Source organism: Nonomuraea sp. NPDC049129 (genome assembly GCF_040648495.1).
Taxonomy (GTDB): domain Bacteria; phylum Actinomycetota; class Actinomycetes; order Streptosporangiales; family Streptosporangiaceae; genus Nonomuraea.
The window spans coordinates 305519-322052 of sequence record NZ_JBEZDU010000008.1 but is presented as its reverse complement, the minus strand read 5'-3'; the positions used below and the strand labels follow the sequence as shown (position 1 = coordinate 322052).

Sequence of the window (16534 nt, the reverse complement as noted above, 5' to 3'; positions counted from 1 at the left end):
TTCCACCAGTCACCTCTAGTACTTCAGCAGGTTGGCGTCGTCTACCGACGCGGACCTGCGGGTTCGGAAGATCGTCACGATGATGGCCAGGCCGACCACGACCTCGGCCGCGGCCACCACCATCACGAAGAACGCGATGATCTGGCCCTCGAGGTTGCCGTTCTGCCTGGCGAAGGCGACGAACGCGAGGTTGCAGGCGTTGAGCATGAGCTCGACGCACATGAACACCACGATCGCGTTGCGCCGGATCAGCACGCCCATCGCGCCGATGGCGAACAGCAGGCCCGACAGGACGAGGTAATGAGTGGTCACTTGGACTCCTCCTCAGCCGACTCGACGGCGGCCCTGTGCTTGATGGCCTCGGCGAGCTTCGGATCCTCGGGCAGATGACCCTGCTCGACGTCGAACCGCGCGATGTAGCGGTTGACCGAGCTCTCCGCGACCGAGCCGTCGGGCAGCAGCGCCGGCATGTCGATGGCGTTGCTCCTGGCGTAGGTGCCGGGTCCGGGCAGCGGCGACGGGCGATCGCCGAGGAACCGGGCGCGGGACAGGTCCTTCTGCGAAGGCCGTACGGTCAGCCGCTCGCGGTGTGCCAGCACCATCGCACCGAGCGCGGCGGTGATCAGCAGCGCCGAGGTGATCTCGAAGGCGAAGACGTACTTCGTGAAGAGCAGCAGCGCCAGCGAGCGGATGTAACCGGCCTGCCCGATCGCCGAGGCCAGCCCGGCCTCCTTGGCGAAGACGGCGTTGCCGATGGCCAGGATGACCAGCGCGGCGAAGCCGACGGCGGCGATCGCGGCCCAGAAGCGCTGGCCCCGCAGCGTCTCCACCAGCGAGTCGGACGAGTCGACGCCGACCAGCATGAGCACGAACAGGAAGAGCATCATGACGGCGCCGGTGTAGACGATGATCTGCACCGCGGCCAGGAAGGGCGCGTCCTGCACCGCGTAGAGGACCGCGAGGCAGAGCATCACGGTGCCGAGCATCAGCGCCGAGTAGACGGCCTTCCGGTTGAACACCATGCCGAGTGCCGCACCGACGGATACGACGGCGAGCACCCAGAAGGTAATGGTCTCACCCATTGGTCCGTCCCAGCCGGTAGTAGTCCTCTTCGGTGTCCCCGAGCCGCATGGGGTGCGGAGGCTGCTCCATCCCCTGGGTCAGGGGCGCGAGAAGCATCTCCTTGGTGAAGATGAGGCTCTCGCGGTTGGTGTCGGCCAGCTCGTACTCGTTGGTCATCGTGAGGGCCCGGGTCGGGCACGCCTCGATGCACAGACCGCAGAGAATGCACCGCAGATAGTTGATCTGGTAGGTGCGGCCGTAACGCTCACCCGGCGAGAAGCGCTCCGCGTCGGTGTTGTCGGCACCTTCCACGTAGATGGCGTCGGCCGGGCACGCCCAGGCGCACAGCTCGCAGCCGACGCACTTCTCCAGCCCGTCAGGCCAGCGGTTGAGCTGGTGCCGCCCGTGGAAGCGAGGCGCCGTAGGCCTCTTCTCCTCCGGGTAGTTCACCGTGACGGGCTTCTTGAACATCGTGTGGAAGGTGACCCCGAAGCCCTTGACGGGGTTCAGCCAATCAGTTAGTCCCACTGGGAATCTCCTTGTGCTGCACCCCGTGGTAGTGCGGCAGGTCGAGCGGCGGCACAGGGAAGCCACCGGCCGTTGGCTCGTTGGACAGCTCCTCGAACTCCGCCTCGACCTCCGCCTTCTTCGCTTCCTTGCGGCGCTGGTTCACGGTGTCGAACCGGGCCCAGATGGCGAGCGCGCCGACGATGACGACCACCGCGACCACCATGACGGGTGCCAGGCTGCCCTGGAAGCCGGCTTCGCCGTTCTTGACGTACATGACGGTCCGGATCGTGGCGACCAGCATGATCCACGCCAGGTTGACCGGGATGAGAACCTTCCACCCCAGCGACATGAGCTGGTCGTAGCGGACGCGCGGCAGCGAGGCCCGCACCCACACCACGAAGCAGAAGACCAGCACGAACTTGACGAAGAACCACAGCAGCGGCCACCAGCCCTCGTTCGCGCCGGCCCAGAACCACGTGATCGGGAACGGTGCCCGCCAGCCGCCGAGGAACAGCGTGATGGCCATCGCCGAGGCGACGAAGGTGTGCAGGTATTCGCCCATCATGATCAGCGCGAACTTCAGCGACGAGGAGTACTCGGTCTGGAAGCCGCCGACCAGCTCGCCCTCGCCCTCGGGCAGGTCGAACGGGATACGCGCGGCCTCACCGAAGGCGCAGAACACGTAGATCAGGAACGACGGCAGCAGCAGGACGACGTACCAGGAGGGCATCGACATGCCCCACAGCTCGCCGCCGGTCGCCTGCGACTTGACGATCTCCGATGTCGACAGCGTCCCCGCGAACAGGAACACGCCGACGAACGACAGACCCATCGCGATCTCGTACGAGACCACCTGCGCCGCCGACCGGAGCCCGCCCAGCAGCGCGTACGGCGAGCGCGACGACCAGCCGGCCAGCACCACGCCGTAGACCGAGATGGCACCCATGGCCAGCATGAACAGCACGGCCACCGGCAGGTCGACCAGCTGCAGCGGCGTCCGCACGCCGAACAGGTTGACCATCGGCCCGAACGGGGTGATCGAGAAGGCCAGGAAGGCCGGGATCACCATGATGACCGGGGCCATCAGGTAGAGCAGCTTGTCGACGGTCCGCGGGAAGAGGTCTTCCTTCAGGCCCATCTTGATGCCGTCGGCCACCGACTGGAGCAGGCCGAACTTGCCCGCCCGGTTGGGGCCGAAGCGGTTCTGCATCCTGGAGATCAGCTTCCGTTCGAACCAGACGCCGAACAGGATGCAGAGCATCAGGAAGGCGAACAGCATCACTGCCTTGATGATGGTGATCCAGAGCGGATCCTTGCCGAAATCGGCAAGAGTCGGATCAGTCAGGAGAACAGGGATCATGAGGCGCTCCCGATCGTGACGATGTCGCCGGCCGCCGCGCCGAGATCGCGCGTGACCGAGCAGCCGCCGGAGTTCGCCGGCACCCAGACCACCCGGTCCGGCAGGTCGGCGACGCGCACCGGCAACGTGACCGCGTTGGGTCCTTGACCGCCGACGACCAGCTTGCCGCCGTCGACGACGCCGATCTCCGCCGCGGTGGCCTCCGAGACCAGCGCTTCAGCCGGCCGGGCGGTGCCCGCGAGGTACGGCTCGCCGTCCTGCAGGCGGCCGTCGTCGAGCAGCAGGTGCCAGCTGGCCAGCAGCGCCTCGCCGGTCCGCGGCGCGAGCTGCGAGCGGGTGGCGGTGCTGGGGGCGGCGACGCGCGTGCCGCGCCAGGAGCCCATCGCGCTCAGCTCGCGGCGGGCGGCCGCGGCGTCGGGCAGGCCCAGGTGGACGTCCATCCGGTCGGCCAGGTTGCTGATCACGGCCAGGTCGCTCTGCAGGCCGGGCACCCTGAGCGGGGCCCCGAACGAGCGGCCCCTGCCCTCCCAGTTGACGAACGTGCCGCCCTTCTCCTGCACGGCGGCGACCGGCAGGACCACGTCGGCCCGGTCGGTGACCGCACTGGCGCGGATCTCCAGGCTGACGATGAACGGGGTGTTCTCCAGCGCGGCCAGCGCCGCGGCGGGATCGGCCAGGTCGTAGGGGTCGACACCGGCCACGACCAGCGCGTCGAGCTTGCCCTCCAGCGCCGCGAGGAGCATGCCCGTGGTGTCGCGACCCGGCGCGTCGGGCAGCGAGCCGACGTTCCACGCCCTGGCGACCTCGGCCCTGGCGATCTCGTCGCCGACCGGGCGGCCGATGGGCAGCAGGTTCGGCAGCGCGCCCGCCTCGATCGCGCCCCGCTCGCCGGCCCTGCGCGGAACCCAGGCGAGCTTGGCGCCCGACGCGGTGCTGAGGCGTACGAGGGCGGACAGGGCACCCGGAACAGTGGCCAGCCGCTCACCGGCGAGCACGATCGTGCCCTCGGCCAGCGAGCCGACCAGCTCGCCGATCGCGTCGGCCTCCGCGCCCGGCGCGGTGCGGATGAGCGTGCCGCCCATCTTGGCCAGGCCGTTGGTGGCGAACGGAGCGATCGCCGTGACCTTCAGGCCCTTCTTCATCCACGCCTTGCGCAGGCGCAGGAAGACGATCGGCGACTCGTCCTCGGGCTCGAACCCGACGAGCAGCACGGCAGGGGCGCTCTCGAGGTCACTGTAGGAAACCTCGATGCCCCTGCCGGCCACGGCGTGGGCCAGGAACTGCGCCTCCTCGGCGGAGTGCGGCCTGGCGCGGAAATCGATGTCGTTGCTGCCGAGGGCGACCCGGGCGAACTTGGCGTAGGCGTAGGCGTCCTCGACCGTGACCCGGCCGCCCACCAGCACCCCGGCCCTGCCGCGCGCGGCGGCCAGGCCGCGGGCCGCGACGCTGAGCGCCTCGGGCCACGAGGCGGGTTCGAGCACGCCGTCCTGGTTGCGTACCAGCGGCGTCTTGAGCCGGTCGGGCTGCGTGGCGTAGGAGAACGCCCAGCGGCCCTTGTCGCAGTTCCATTCCTCGTTGACCTGCGGGTCGTTGCCGGCCAGGCGGCGGGTGACCCGGCCGCGCCGGTGGTCGGTGCGCAGGCTGCAGCCGGAGGCGCAGTGCTCGCACGCGCTCGGCGTGGAGACCAGGTCGAACGGCCTGGCCCGGAACCGGTAGGCGGCACCGGTCAGCGCGCCGACCGGGCAGATCTGCACCGTGTTACCGGAGAAGTAGGAGTCGAACGGCTTGCCGTCGGCGACACCCACCTGCTCCTTGGCCCCGCGCTCGAAGAAGTCGATGAACGGGTCGCCGGCGATCTGGTCGGAGAAGCGGATGCAGCGGGCGCACTGGACGCAGCGCTCGCGGTCGAGCAGGACCTGCGAGGACAGCGGCAGCGGCTTGGGGAAGGTCCGCTTCTGCTCCTGGAACCTGGACTCGCCCTGGCCGTTGGACATCGCCTGGTTCTGCAGGGGGCACTCGCCGCCCTTGTCGCAGACCGGGCAGTCCAGCGGGTGGTTCATGAGCAGCAGCTCCATCGCCCCGCGCTGCGCCTTCTCGGCGACCGGCGAGGTGAGCTGGGTCTGCACCACCATGCCCTCGGCGACCTCGATCGCGCAGGACGGCTGCGGCTTGGGGAAGCCGCGGCCGTTGCCGGCGTCGGGGATGTCGACCAGGCACTGGCGGCAGTTGGCCGCCGGGTCGAGCAGCGGGTGGTCGCAGAAGCGCGGGATCTGGATGCCCAGCAGCTCTGCCGCCCTGATGATCAGGGTGCCCTTCGGGACGCTGACCTGGAACCCGTCGATGCTCAGGGTCACCAGGCTGGTCTCTACGGCGGTTGTTGTCACTGGTCACCCCAGAGAGTGGACTTCTTCGCGTCGAACGGGCAGCCGCCGACCTCGAAGTGCTTGAGGTACTCGTCGCGGAAGTACTTCACCGAGGAGTGGATCGGGCTCGTCGCGCCGTCACCGAGCGCGCAGAACGAGCGGCCCAGGATGTTGTCCGCGATGTCGGTGATCGTGGACAGGTCCTCCTCGGTGCCCTGGCCCTTCTCCAGGCGCTTGAGCACCTGCTTGAGCCAGTAGGTGCCCTCGCGGCACGGCGTGCACTTGCCGCACGACTCGTGGGCGTAGAACTCCGTCCAGCGCAGCACCGTACGGACCACGCAGGTCGTCTCGTCGAAGATCTGCAACGCGCGGGTGCCGAGCATGGAGCCCTTGGCGCCGACCGACTCGAAGTCGAGCGGCACGTCCAGGTGCTCGTCGGTGAAGATCGGGGTGGACGAGCCGCCCGGGGTCCAGAACTTGATCTCGTGGCCCTCGCGGATCCCGCCCGCCATGTCGAGCAGCTCGCGCAGCGTGATGCCGAGCGGCGCCTCGTACTGGCCGGGCCGGGTGACGTGGCCGCTCAGCGAGAAGATGCCGAAGCCCTTGGACTTCTCGGTGCCCATCCCGGCGAACCAGTCGGCCCCGTTGGTCACAATTGAGGGAACACTGGCCACGGACTCCACGTTGTTCACAACAGTAGGCGAGGCATACAGGCCCGCCACGGCCGGGAACGGGGGCTTGAGCCGCGGTTGACCTCTGAAGCCTTCGAGCGAGTCGAGCAGCGCCGTCTCCTCGCCACAGATGTACGCCCCGGCGCCGCTGTGCACGACGAGTTCGAGGTCGTAGCCGGAGCCGAGGATGTCGGTGCCGAGGTAGCCCTTCTCGTACGCCTCGCGCACGGCCGCGTGCAGCCGCCGGATGACGTGCAGCACCTCGCCCCGTACGTAGATGAAGGCGTGGTTGGCCCGGATCGCGTAGGCGGTGATGATGACGCCCTCGACCAGCGAGTGCGGGTTGGCCATCATCAGCGGGATGTCCTTGCAGGTGCCCGGCTCCGACTCGTCGGCGTTGACGACGAGATAGTGCGGCTTGCCGTCACCCTGGGGGATGAAGCCCCACTTCATGCCGGTCGGGAAGCCCGCGCCGCCGCGGCCGCGCAGGCCCGAGTCCTTGACGGCCTGGATGACCGCGTCGGGGTCCATCCCCAGCGCCTTCTTGGCCGCCTCATACTCGCCGTAGCCGGCGAGGGTGAAGGAGTTGGCCTGGTCCCAGTTCGCGGTCAGGACCGGGGTGAGAGTCGTGCTCATGCCTCTGGGGCCTTCCATCCGTTGGCCTTGGCGACCTTGAGGCCCTCCAGCGAGGGGCCCGCGGCCGACGGGCCGTCGCCCGCCAGGTCGTCGGGCAGGCCCGCGAGCACCCGCGAGGCCTCCTTGAAGGTGCAGAGCTTCTTCGGCCCCCTGGTCGGCCGGACGTCCTTGCCGTCGCGCAGGTCGTCGACGAGCTGCTTGGCCGACTCTGGCGTCTGGTTGTCGAAGAACTCCCAGTTGACCATCATGACCGGGGCGAAGTCACAGGCCGCGTTGCACTCGAGGCGCTCGAGCGAGACCTTGCCGTCGGCGGTGGTCTCCTCGTGGCCGACGCCGGTGTGCTCCGACAGCTCTTCCCAGATCTGGTCGCCGCCCATGACGGCGCACAGCGCGTTGATGCAGACGCCGACGTGGTAGTCACCGGCCGGCTTGCGCTTGTACATGGTGTAGAACGTCGCGACGCCGACGACCTCGGCCTTGCTGAGGCCCAGCATCTCCGCGCAGAACTCCTGCCCGTCGTCGGAGACGTGACCGTCTTCGGACTGCACGAGGTGGAGCAGCGGCAGCAGTGCCGACCGCGTCTTCGGATAGCGTCCGATGATCTCCTTGGCGTCTCGTTCGAGACGCTCTCGGACTTCCGGTGAGTAAGTCACCGGTCCACACCTCCCATGACGGGGTCGATAGATGCCACCGCGGCGATCACGTCCGCGACCTGGCCGCCCTCCGCCATGGCGGGGAAGCCCTGCAGGTTGCAGAAGGACGGCTCGCGGAAGTGGACGCGGTAGGGGCGGGTGCCGCCGTCGCTCACCACGTGCGCGCCGAGCTCGCCCTTGGGCGACTCGATCGAGGCGTACGCCTGCCCGGCCGGCACCCGGAATCCCTCGGTCACCAGCTTGAAGTGGTGGATGAGGGCTTCCATGGAGCTGCCCATGATGTGCGCGATGTGATCGGGCGAGTTGCCGAAGCCGTCGGGGCCCAGCGCGAGCTGCGCGGGCCAGCCGATCTTCTTGTCCTCGATCATCACGGGGTCGCCCTTGAGCGGCCCGGCGATGCGGTCGAGAGCCTGCTCGACGATCTTGAGCGACTCCTCCATCTCCCGCATGCGGACCAGGTAGCGGGAGAACACGTCACAGCCGCGCTCGGTCGCCACCTCGAAGTCGTAGGTCTCGTAGCCGCAGTAGGGCTGCGACTTGCGCAGGTCCCACGGCAGTCCGGCCGAGCGGAGGATCGGCCCGGTGATACCCAGGGCCATGCAGCCGGTCAGGTCGAGGTAGCCCACGTCCTTGGTGCGGCGCAGGTAGACGGGGTTCTCGTCGAGCAGCTTGCGGATGTCCTTGATCCGCTGTGGCATGATCTTGAGGAACTCGCCGATCTTGTCGACCGCACCCGCCGGCAGGTCCACGCTGACGCCGCCGGGGCGGACGTAGGCGTGGTTCATGCGCAGCCCGGTGATGTACTCGAACAGGTCCATGATCAGCTCGCGGTCGCGGTAGCCGAACAGGAAGGGCGTGGTCGCGCCGAGCTCCATGCCGAACGTGCCCATCGCCACCAGGTGCGAGGAGATCCGGTTGAGCTCCATCATCATCACGCGGATGGCCTGCGCCCGGTCCGGGACGCGGTCCTCGATGCCGAGCAGCTTCTCGACGCCCAGGCAGTAGGCGGTCTCGTTGAAGATCGGCGAGAGGTAGTCCATGCGGGTGACGAACGTGGTGCCCTGCGTCCACGTGCGGTATTCGAGGTTCTTCTCGATGCCGGTGTGCAGGTAGCCGATGACGCCGCGCGCCTCGGTGACCGTCTCACCGTCGAGGGTCAGGACCAGCCTCAGCACGCCGTGCGTGGACGGGTGCTGCGGGCCCATGTTGATGACCAGCCGCTCGTCGTCGGACTCACGGACGCCGCTGACGACCTCGTCCCAGTCCGCGCCGGTGACCGAGTAGACCTTGCCCTCGGTCGCCTCGTCATATCCGGTGCTCACGAGTGAACCTCACTTCGTCCTGGCTCGATGTCACTCACGCGTACGACCTCCTCTGGTCGGGCGCGGGGATCGTGGCGCCGCGGTATTCGACCGGGATGCCGCCGAGCGGGTAGTCCTTGCGCTGCGGGTGACCTTCCCAGTCGTCCGGCATCATGATGCGGGTCAGGCCGGGGTGGCCGTCGAAGACGATCCCGAAGAAGTCGTACGCCTCGCGCTCGTGCCAGTCGTGGCCCGGGAAGACGCCGACGGTCGAGGGGATGTGCGGGTCCTCGTCGGGGGCGCTCACCTCGACGCGGACGCGCCGGTTGTGGGTGATCGAGCAGAGGTGGATGACCGCGTGCAGCTCCTCACCCTTCAGGTGCGGGTAGTGCACCCCGGAGACGCCGAGCGAGAGCTCGAAGCGCAGGGCCGGTTCGTCACGGAGCTTCTGGCAGACCTCGACGAGCCGCTCCCGCTTCACGTGCAGGGTGAGCTCGCCCCGGTCCACGACCACGCGCTCGATGGCGTCGTCGAGGGCCAGCGTGTCGACCAGCTCGTCGAAGTAGCCGCCGTAGGGGCGGGACGTGGACAGCTGAGGGGCCCGCCGTACGACGAGACCGCCGTAGCCGGAGGTGTCACCCGAGTCGGTCGTGCCGAACATGCCGCGCCGGGCGACGGGCGGCTCCACGACCGCCGGAACCTCGGGGAGGTTGTCGGGCGAGGTCACTTCGCGGCCCCCTGGTCGATCAGCGGCAGCGTACGCAGCGCCTGCAGTTCGAGCTCGTCGATCTGCTTGGCGCGGTGGGCGCCGAACTTCATGTTCTGGATCTTGTCGTGCAGCTTCACGATCGCGTCGATCAGCATCTCCGGCCGCGGCGGGCAGCCGGGCAGGTAGATGTCGACCGGGACGATGTGGTCCACGCCCTGCACGATGGCGTAGTTGTTGAACATGCCGCCGCTTGAGGCGCACACGCCCATCGAGATGACCCACTTGGGCTCGGCCATCTGGTCGTAGATCTGCCGCAGGACGGGAGCCATCTTCTGCGACACGCGGCCGGCGACGATCATCAGGTCGGCCTGCCGGGGAGACGCCGAAGCGCGCTCCATGCCGAAGCGCGCCAGGTCGTAGTGGGGGCCGCCGGTGGCCATCAGCTCGATGGCGCAACAGGCGAGGCCGAATGTGGCCGGCCATACGGAGTTCTTGCGCGCCCAGCCGGCGGCCTGTTCGACCGTGCTGAGGATGAACCCGCTGGGGAGTTTCTCTTCAAGTCCCATTTCTAGTCCCAGTCCAGACCCTTGCGGCGCCACACGTACGCGTAGGCGACGAGCACGGTGACGATGAACAGCAGCATCTCGACAAGCGCGAACACCCCGAGGCCCGAGGAGAGCACGCTGCCCGCGTCGTTCTTCAGCGGCGCGAAGGAGACTGCCCAGGGGTAAAGGAAAATGATCTCGATGTCGAACACGATGAAGAGCATCGCGGTGATCATGTATTTCAGCGGGAACCGTCCGCCACCGACCGGCTGGGGCGTCGGCTCGATGCCGCATTCGTAGGCGTCAAGCTTGGCGCGGTTCCAGCGCTTGGGACCGGTGAAGGGAGCGATGGCGACCGAGAAGATCGCGAAGCCCCCCGCGAGAACGGCGAGCACCAGGATGGGCACGTAAAGGTCCATCGCTACGCCTCCTCTGGAGTCGCCACGCGCGCGGGCGCGCAGCCTGATCTATGGGTGAGTCTGAGGTTCATGCTGGTGGCGCGACCTTCGAGAGTGCATTGATGATCTTGTCCGACGCATCCCCTCGCCGGTCGGTGAGATTACCAAGGAGTTTGAGCGCGAAGCGCATCAGCCTCGGGTGTGGCAACCCATGCCGCGTTCCGAAGCTCATGACTCCCGGCTTCCCAATCGCCTGGACGAACCACCTGCCAAGCGTGAAATATCCGCCGTAGGCGTCCTTCAACACCTGAGGATAGGTGCGCAGGATGCGTTCCTGTTGCGCGGGGGTGGTCTGGCGCAGCGCCTTGACGATGATCTCGGCGGCGATCTCGCCGGTCTCCATGGCGTAGGCGATGCCCTCGCCGTTGAACGGGTTGATCGCGCCGCCGGAGTCACCGACGAGGACGAGGCCGCGGGTGTAGTGAGGCTGGCGGTTGAAGGCCATCGGGAGCGCGGCGCCGCGGATCGGGCCCCGCATGTTCTCCTCGGTGAAGCCCCACTCGGCGGGCATCGCCTTGCACCACCGCTTGAGCAGGTCGCGGTAGTCGATGTTCTTGAACTGGTCGCTGGTGTTGAGCAGGCCCAGTCCGACGTTCGCGGTGCCGTCGCCCACGCCGAACACCCAGCCGTAGCCGGGCAGCAGCGTGTTGTCGTCCCACAGCTCCAGCCACGTCTCCAGGTAGTCGTCGTCGTGACGCGGGCTCTCGAAGTAGGTGCGTACGGCCACGCCCATCGGGCGGTCCTCACGCTTGTGGAGTCCCATCCCCAGGGCCAGCCGGGTGCTGTTGCCGTCGGCGGCCACCACCAGACGGCTGCGGTAGGTCGGCCCGTCCTTGGTCGTCACTCCGACCACGTGCCCGCTGCGGTCGTCGAGGACAGGCCCGGTGACGTTCACGCCTTCCATCAGCCGCGCCCCGGCCTTGACGGCGTTGGCGGCGACGATCTGGTCGAAGTCCTTGCGCGTGCGCACGAGGCCGAAGTCGGGGAAGCGCTCCAGCTGCGGCCAGTCGAGCTCGAAGCGGTGCCCGCCCCCCACGACCCGCAGGCCCTTGTTCCTGATCCAGCCGGGCGCGTCAATGTCGACGCCCATGTTGAGCAGCTGCTTGACCGCTCGGGGGGTCAGGCCGTCGCCGCAGACCTTCTCCCGGGGGAACCTGGTCTTCTCCAGGAGCAGCACGTCGAGGCCGGCCTGAGCGAGGTAAAAAGCGGTTGCGGAACCGGCGGGACCGGCGCCGACGACGATGACATCGGCGTCAGCCTGTGTGGCTGGTGGCTCGGTCACTGGACTGTCCTGTCCTACACGCTCGAAGGCCTCGGGGTGTGGCGCCTTCGTTCCTTTGTGAACCCCTTCACAAACTTGTCGGCCCGCAGTCTAACCCTTTTCTTGGACAAAGTGGCAGTCGGGGGCCGGTCTTCGCACAAACGAAAGCCCTCCGTCCGAGACGAAGGGCCCTGCGTCGTCGCCACGAGGAGATCAGACCGCGAACTCGCGGCGGCGCACACCCTCGATGAAGGCGCGCCACTCATCAGGCGTGAAGCAGAGCATCGGGCCCACCGGGCAGACTCCTTCGTAGCGTCACGGTTATATCCGAGCCTATCGCGAGAAATGTGACGCGGGTTACAGCAGTGCGGTCACGCTCCGTAAGCAAAACGCTACACCAGTACGGCCGGGAATTAGTCGAGAACCATCCTCGCCCAGCGCCGCGTTGCCGAACCCGCCGTAGGTCGGCCCGCCCCCACGGATAATTCCCGCGATAAACGATATCTCCGGACACGGAACCCCGGCCGGATCGCGGACTTGACGGCGTGAATGGCATCTCGCCTAATCGAGCCGCGCGGAACGGGGTTACGCGCGGCACAGAACGGGCTATCGAGCAGCACTGAACGGGCTTACGCGGGCTTGAATCCCCGGTGGATCGCGACGATGCCCATGGTGAGATTGCGCCAGGCGACCCGCTGCCAGCCGGCCTCCTGGATGGTGCGCGCGAGTGTCGGCTGGTCGGGCCAGTCCCGGATCGACTCGGCCAGATAGGCATAGGAGTCGTCATTGGACCCGAAGACCGTGGCCACTCGCGGCAGCAGCTTCATCAGATATTCGCGGTAGACCAGATCGAAGGCGTTGACCTTCACGTGCGAGAACTCCAGGATCACCAGCCGCCCGCCCGGCCGCGTCACGCGCAGCATCTCCCGCAGCGCCTGCGAGGTGTCGTGCACGTTACGCAGCGCCACCGAGATCGTCACGGCGTCGAAGGCGTCGTCGGCGAACGGCAGCCGCAGCGCGTCACCCGCGATGAACGGGACTCCGTCACCGCTCAGCGCGTTGCCGCCGTGCCGGCGCACGCCCGTGCGCAGCATGCCGAGGGAGAAGTCGGAGGCGATCGCGCGGGCGCCCAGCGTGGTGAACGCGTCGGTGGAGGTGCCGGTGCCCGCCCCCAGGTCGAGCACGATCTCGCCGGGCCCGGCGTCGACGGCGGCGGCCACCGCCTTGCGCCAGAAGCGCACCTGTCCCAGGGAGATCACATCGTTGACCAAGTCGTAGCGCCGGGCCGTGCGATCGAACATCGCGGCGACCTGATCCGGCTGCTTGTCCAGCTGAGCACGCGTCATGGCCCAAGCCTATGACCATCGCGACAATCAACAGAAAGTAGCCGCGTGATTACCCAATGTCTGCTAGAAGTTTGCGAATGCTGGTACGTGTCGCCCTTGCGGCGATCCTCGCGACGACCCCGGTCGCTCATTCGCGCGTCGTCTCGGCCGACCCGGTCGACACCACTCCGCACGTGCTCGACGGGATCGTCAACTCCATCACCCTGGTCGGCGGCACGGTCGTCGTCGGCGGCTCGTTCAGCGAGGTCGCCGACGCCTCACGGACCCACACCTACACCCGGGACAACGTCTTCGCCTACAGCCTCGCGACGGGGCACATCCTGCGTTACTTCGCGCCGCAGGTCGGCGGGCCCGTCTACAGCCTGGCCCCCGGCGACGGCGGCACGGTCTACGTAGGCGGCGACTTCCCCGCGGTCAACGGGACGCCGACCAGGGCGCTGGCCAGGCTCAACCTCTTCGATGGCTCGGCCGTACGGGACTTCAGGCCCGGCGTCTCCGGCGGGATGGTGACCACGCTGGCCAGGCGTGGCGCGCAGCTCTACGCGGGCGGCGACTTCACCAGGCCGCGCGCGGCGCTGGCCAGGCTCGACGCGACGACCGGCGCGACCGACCCGGCGTTCGCGATCACGCCGGGGGCGCCGCTGACGCCGACGCTGCGGGTCTACGCACTGGCCCTGACCGCCGAACGGCTCGCGGTCGACGGCAACTTCACCACGCTGGACGGGCTGTCGAGGCCGCAGCTGGGGCTGATCGACGTACGCGGCGGCGGCGCCAAGGTGGCCGACTGGCGTACCGAGGCGTACGTCCCCACCTGCATGGACGCCTTCCCCTCCTACGTACGCGGCCTGGACTTCGCGCCCGACGGCAGCTACTTCGCCGTCGTCACCACCGGCGGACCGGTGCGCGGGAAGCGGCTGTGCGACAGCACGGCCAGGTTCGAGACGTACAGCAGGGGCGAGCGGATCACGCCCACCTGGGTCAACAAGACCGGCGGAGACTCACTCTACGCAGTGGCGGTGACCGGCGCGGCGGTCTACGTCGGCGGCCACCAGCGATGGCTGAACAATCCGCTGGGCCACGACTCGGCCGGGCCTGGAGCGGTGCCCCGCGAGGGCATCGCCGCCATTCATCCAGTCACCGGAATGGCGCTGACTTGGAATCCTGGCAGGGAGCGCGGGATCGGGGTCAAGGCATTTCTGGCGTACAGCGGCGGACTACTCGTTGGTAGCGACACAACGAGACTCGGACGGGAGTACCATGCCCGGATTGGCATGTTCCCCCTGCCCTAGTCGCTCTGCGGCTTGGGCCGGTCGATCTTGTCGCTGATGCGAGTGCTAAGAGCGTCACGCTGCTTCGAGAGCAAGACGTAGCTGGCGATGCCGCTGATCAAGAAAGACACGATGATCAGTAGCATCGGGTTTTGCAGGCCAAGCAGTCGCAGGACGCCGAGTGTCACGACAAACAGGCCGATCCGCGACGCGGTGTATACGAGAACGGGATGCACAGATCGAGGTTACTCGCCCTGTGTGACACGGTCGCTCTTCGCATCGGGCGCCAGCACTGCTAGTGTCCCAGTTAGGGTGTTTCGTAAAGAAACACCCACGAGAGCCCCAAAGAGGCTCTATCATATAACAATCGGGCAGTCAGCTGATAACAACCCGTGATCTTTGTCGAAAACCACGGATAAATCAGGCTTCGCTCGACACACTGGTTACCTGTCCGCCCGCTGGCAGGAAGCGGGATGCGAGGGGGAGAGATTGGTGGAGAGTAGCAGCGAGCGTCTGCTGACCCCAGGAGAGGTTGCCGCCCTCTTCCGGGTAGACCCAAAGACGGTTACACGCTGGGCCGCGGCAGGTCGCATCAGCAGTATCCGCACCCCCGGGGGGCATCGTCGGTTCCGCGAGTCGGAAGTGCATGCCCTTCTTCGAGGCGAGGACGTTCTAACGGCCGACAGGTCGGGCGAGTCCCCGCGTGTTTGACGTTCCATCAGACGGTGATCCTGCCCGCAGGGTCGCCGTCTCCCCCTGTCTGTAAACGTCATCAGCGGCCCCTCGACCTCTGACCCGGGCCGGCCTAGGCGTCTTCCTGCTCCGCCTTGAAGGCCAAGAACTCCTGCTCCAGGTCGTCGTTCTCGATCAGCCAGCGCTCCCGGCGATCCGCCGCCTCCTCCTCCGTCAGGGACTCCGGAAGCCACGTGTCGTAGTCGGGGTCGCCAGGTTCGAGTTCCACGTACGCGTTGCCGATGAGACGCCCGTCTTCGCTGGTCAGGCTCTGCGGCACGCGCAGGGTCCCGTCAGCGAGCCGGATGACGTACATGGCTCATCACCTAGATTCCGTAGCGCCGGTTGAAGAACAGCATGACGTTGAGCGCCGCGCGGGTGTCGCCGCCCAGCATGTCGACGAGGGCCGGTCGCTGGCGCGAGGCGATCGCGGCGAACGCGTCGGCGAAGAACTCCTTGCGCCCCAGCCCGTCCCCCTGGCGGTGGAACGCGGAGACCAGGAGCGGCGTGATGTCCTCGTACAGCTTCGCGAATTCCCGCGAATCGGAAACCCAATCGCCGTAAGCCGAGTCGACGTCGTCGATGGCGTGCCCGACCTCGTGCATCATCACGTCGGGCGTGGGTGAGGGGCGGTCACCCACCACGATCTTCCCGTCGCCGTAGGCTCCGGCGCAGATGTCCCATGAGGCCCGGCCGGACGGCAGGGGGGCGCCGCGCAGGTAGCCCATGTCGTCCAGATCCGGTACGCCGCCCGGGCCCACGTAGATGCCTTCGAGGCCCGCGGCGAGCTTCTCCTTCAGCAGGTCGGGCAGCATGGCCAGACTCTCGACGGCCCGCACCACCTCCGGCGACGGCGGCCCCTCCCGGGCGTCCCACTGACGGTGCAGGATGGTCTCCAGCTTCCCGCAGTGCCGCAGGCCGTCGCCGAGCGAGGGAGCGTCGGGGCGGTTGGGTCGCGCCCGGAGCACCACGTCGTCGAGCTCGAAGTCGTGCCACGTGTACTGGGGGCGGTCCACCACGGCGGCCGACAGCCGCTCCCCTGCCTCCCACCGCCGCGGCTCTCCGGCTTCGGCTGCATCCCAGCGCCGCGGTTCTCCGGCTTCAGCGGCCTCCCAACGCTGCGACTGCCCGGCTTCGGCGGCGTCCCACTGCCGGAACTCCTCCGCCTGCCGGAACCTCTCCTGTCGGTGGAACTCCTCCTGCTGGCGGAACTCTTCCTGCTGGCGGAAGTCCTCCTGTTGGCGGCGCCCCGCCCAGGGCCACCCCTCGGAACCGTCTCCGCCGGCCTGGCGCCGCTCGCGACCCCGCCAACCGAACAGCGCGAAACTCCCCTCACTCCCGATCGAGTCCCGTTCGGCTGGCTCCCGGCCCGGCCACATGCGTCCTGGCCAATCCCGATCGGCTCGCTTGCGCTCCACGTACTCGCGGTCCGACCGCTCGTGATCCGGCCGCTCGGACGCCAGGCGGTCGCGACGCTTGGCCCCGCCCTCGGAACCGGGCCACCCGCGCCTGTCCCCGCCGCTTCTGTCCCCGCCGCGCTTGTCGCCGCCGGGCCACCCGTGCCTGTCCCCGCCGGCGCCGGGCCGCCACGGCCAGCCCAGCCGTCCCGCGCGGTCTTCGCGGCCCCGGTCCGGCCGTCCGGCAGGGCTGAGTCTGCCG

Annotated in this window: 19 protein-coding genes; 2 read left to right on the top strand and 17 right to left on the bottom strand. The window is 68.2% G+C overall.

Annotated elements, in window-relative coordinates:
* Positions 1-15: 15 nt before the first annotated feature.
* From nuoK to AB0B64_RS27030, 14 genes are all read right to left on the bottom strand, one after another.
* Positions 16-312: an NADH-quinone oxidoreductase subunit NuoK gene (nuoK, locus tag AB0B64_RS27095; protein WP_214640635.1), complete on the bottom strand. Its 297-nt coding sequence runs from the start codon at positions 310-312 to the stop codon at positions 16-18.
* A complete protein-coding gene (locus AB0B64_RS27090; protein WP_357954691.1) occupies positions 309-1082 on the bottom strand; it encodes an NADH-quinone oxidoreductase subunit J in 774 nt (257 codons plus the stop codon). Before AB0B64_RS27090 ends, nuoK begins: the two co-directional genes overlap by 4 nt.
* Entirely contained in the window at positions 1075-1590 is a 516-nt protein-coding gene (gene nuoI, locus AB0B64_RS27085) for an NADH-quinone oxidoreductase subunit NuoI (protein WP_357654965.1), read from the bottom strand. The genes AB0B64_RS27090 and nuoI overlap by 8 nt, the downstream gene beginning before the upstream one ends.
* On the bottom strand, positions 1577-2932 hold the full coding sequence (gene nuoH / locus AB0B64_RS27080) for an NADH-quinone oxidoreductase subunit NuoH (protein WP_357954689.1): 1356 nt from the start codon (positions 2930-2932) through the stop codon (positions 1577-1579). The genes nuoI and nuoH overlap by 14 nt, the downstream gene beginning before the upstream one ends.
* On the bottom strand, positions 2929-5316 hold the full coding sequence (locus tag AB0B64_RS27075) for an NADH-quinone oxidoreductase subunit G (protein WP_358180454.1): 2388 nt from the start codon (positions 5314-5316) through the stop codon (positions 2929-2931). Before AB0B64_RS27075 ends, nuoH begins: the two co-directional genes overlap by 4 nt.
* Positions 5313-6602 (bottom strand): NADH-quinone oxidoreductase subunit NuoF, encoded by a 1290-nt coding sequence (gene nuoF / locus AB0B64_RS27070; RefSeq protein ID WP_219529170.1) that lies wholly within the window; start codon positions 6600-6602, stop codon positions 5313-5315. The genes AB0B64_RS27075 and nuoF overlap by 4 nt, the downstream gene beginning before the upstream one ends.
* Positions 6599-7255, bottom strand: a complete 657-nt coding sequence (nuoE, locus tag AB0B64_RS27065; protein WP_357954685.1) for an NADH-quinone oxidoreductase subunit NuoE — start codon at positions 7253-7255, stop codon at positions 6599-6601. Before nuoE ends, nuoF begins: the two co-directional genes overlap by 4 nt.
* Positions 7252-8577 carry an NADH-quinone oxidoreductase subunit D gene (locus AB0B64_RS27060; RefSeq protein ID WP_357954683.1) on the bottom strand — a complete coding sequence of 442 codons (1326 nt, stop codon included), beginning with the start codon at positions 8575-8577 and terminating at the stop codon, positions 7252-7254. Before AB0B64_RS27060 ends, nuoE begins: the two co-directional genes overlap by 4 nt.
* Positions 8578-8611: 34 nt before the next feature.
* A complete protein-coding gene (locus tag AB0B64_RS27055; RefSeq protein WP_358180451.1) occupies positions 8612-9283 on the bottom strand; it encodes an NADH-quinone oxidoreductase subunit C in 672 nt (223 codons plus the stop codon).
* Complete coding sequence (locus tag AB0B64_RS27050; protein WP_219529166.1) at positions 9280-9831, bottom strand: NADH-quinone oxidoreductase subunit B; 552 nt, start codon at positions 9829-9831, stop codon at positions 9280-9282. The genes AB0B64_RS27055 and AB0B64_RS27050 overlap by 4 nt, the downstream gene beginning before the upstream one ends.
* Before the next feature lie 2 nt (positions 9832-9833).
* Positions 9834-10229 (bottom strand): NADH-quinone oxidoreductase subunit A, encoded by a 396-nt coding sequence (locus AB0B64_RS27045; RefSeq protein ID WP_214640645.1) that lies wholly within the window; start codon positions 10227-10229, stop codon positions 9834-9836.
* A gap of 67 nt (positions 10230-10296) precedes the next feature.
* Positions 10297-11550 carry a geranylgeranyl reductase family protein gene (locus AB0B64_RS27040; protein WP_358180448.1) on the bottom strand — a complete coding sequence of 418 codons (1254 nt, stop codon included), beginning with the start codon at positions 11548-11550 and terminating at the stop codon, positions 10297-10299.
* 192 nt (positions 11551-11742) lie between these two features.
* Positions 11743-11823: a DUF397 domain-containing protein gene (locus AB0B64_RS27035; protein ID WP_357955000.1), complete on the bottom strand. Its 81-nt coding sequence runs from the start codon at positions 11821-11823 to the stop codon at positions 11743-11745.
* 335 nt (positions 11824-12158) lie between these two features.
* Entirely contained in the window at positions 12159-12875 is a 717-nt protein-coding gene (locus AB0B64_RS27030; protein WP_357954679.1) for a demethylmenaquinone methyltransferase, read from the bottom strand.
* 77 nt (positions 12876-12952) lie between these two features.
* Between AB0B64_RS27030 and AB0B64_RS27025 the strand changes: the two genes are divergently transcribed.
* The gene (locus AB0B64_RS27025) at positions 12953-14164 is read left to right on the top strand and encodes a hypothetical protein (RefSeq protein ID WP_357954677.1); all 1212 of its coding nucleotides are present in this window, start codon (positions 12953-12955) and stop codon (positions 14162-14164) included.
* Here the strand turns inward: AB0B64_RS27025 and AB0B64_RS27020 are convergent.
* Complete coding sequence (locus AB0B64_RS27020; protein WP_357954675.1) at positions 14161-14379, bottom strand: DUF4229 domain-containing protein; 219 nt, start codon at positions 14377-14379, stop codon at positions 14161-14163. The two genes, AB0B64_RS27025 and AB0B64_RS27020, sit on opposite strands and share 4 nt — an antisense overlap.
* Before the next feature lie 256 nt (positions 14380-14635).
* On the opposite strand from AB0B64_RS27020, the gene AB0B64_RS27015 reads away from it, so the two are divergent.
* Positions 14636-14854 carry a BldC family transcriptional regulator gene (locus AB0B64_RS27015; RefSeq protein WP_225298932.1) on the top strand — a complete coding sequence of 73 codons (219 nt, stop codon included), beginning with the start codon at positions 14636-14638 and terminating at the stop codon, positions 14852-14854.
* Between the two features lie 94 nt (positions 14855-14948).
* Here the strand turns inward: AB0B64_RS27015 and AB0B64_RS27010 are convergent, their stop codons facing one another.
* Positions 14949-15191 carry a hypothetical protein gene (locus AB0B64_RS27010; protein ID WP_225298934.1) on the bottom strand — a complete coding sequence of 81 codons (243 nt, stop codon included), beginning with the start codon at positions 15189-15191 and terminating at the stop codon, positions 14949-14951.
* A gap of 10 nt (positions 15192-15201) precedes the next feature.
* Positions 15202-16293, bottom strand: a complete 1092-nt coding sequence (locus AB0B64_RS27005; protein ID WP_358180445.1) for a hypothetical protein — start codon at positions 16291-16293, stop codon at positions 15202-15204.
* Between the last annotated feature and the right edge of the window lie 241 nt (positions 16294-16534).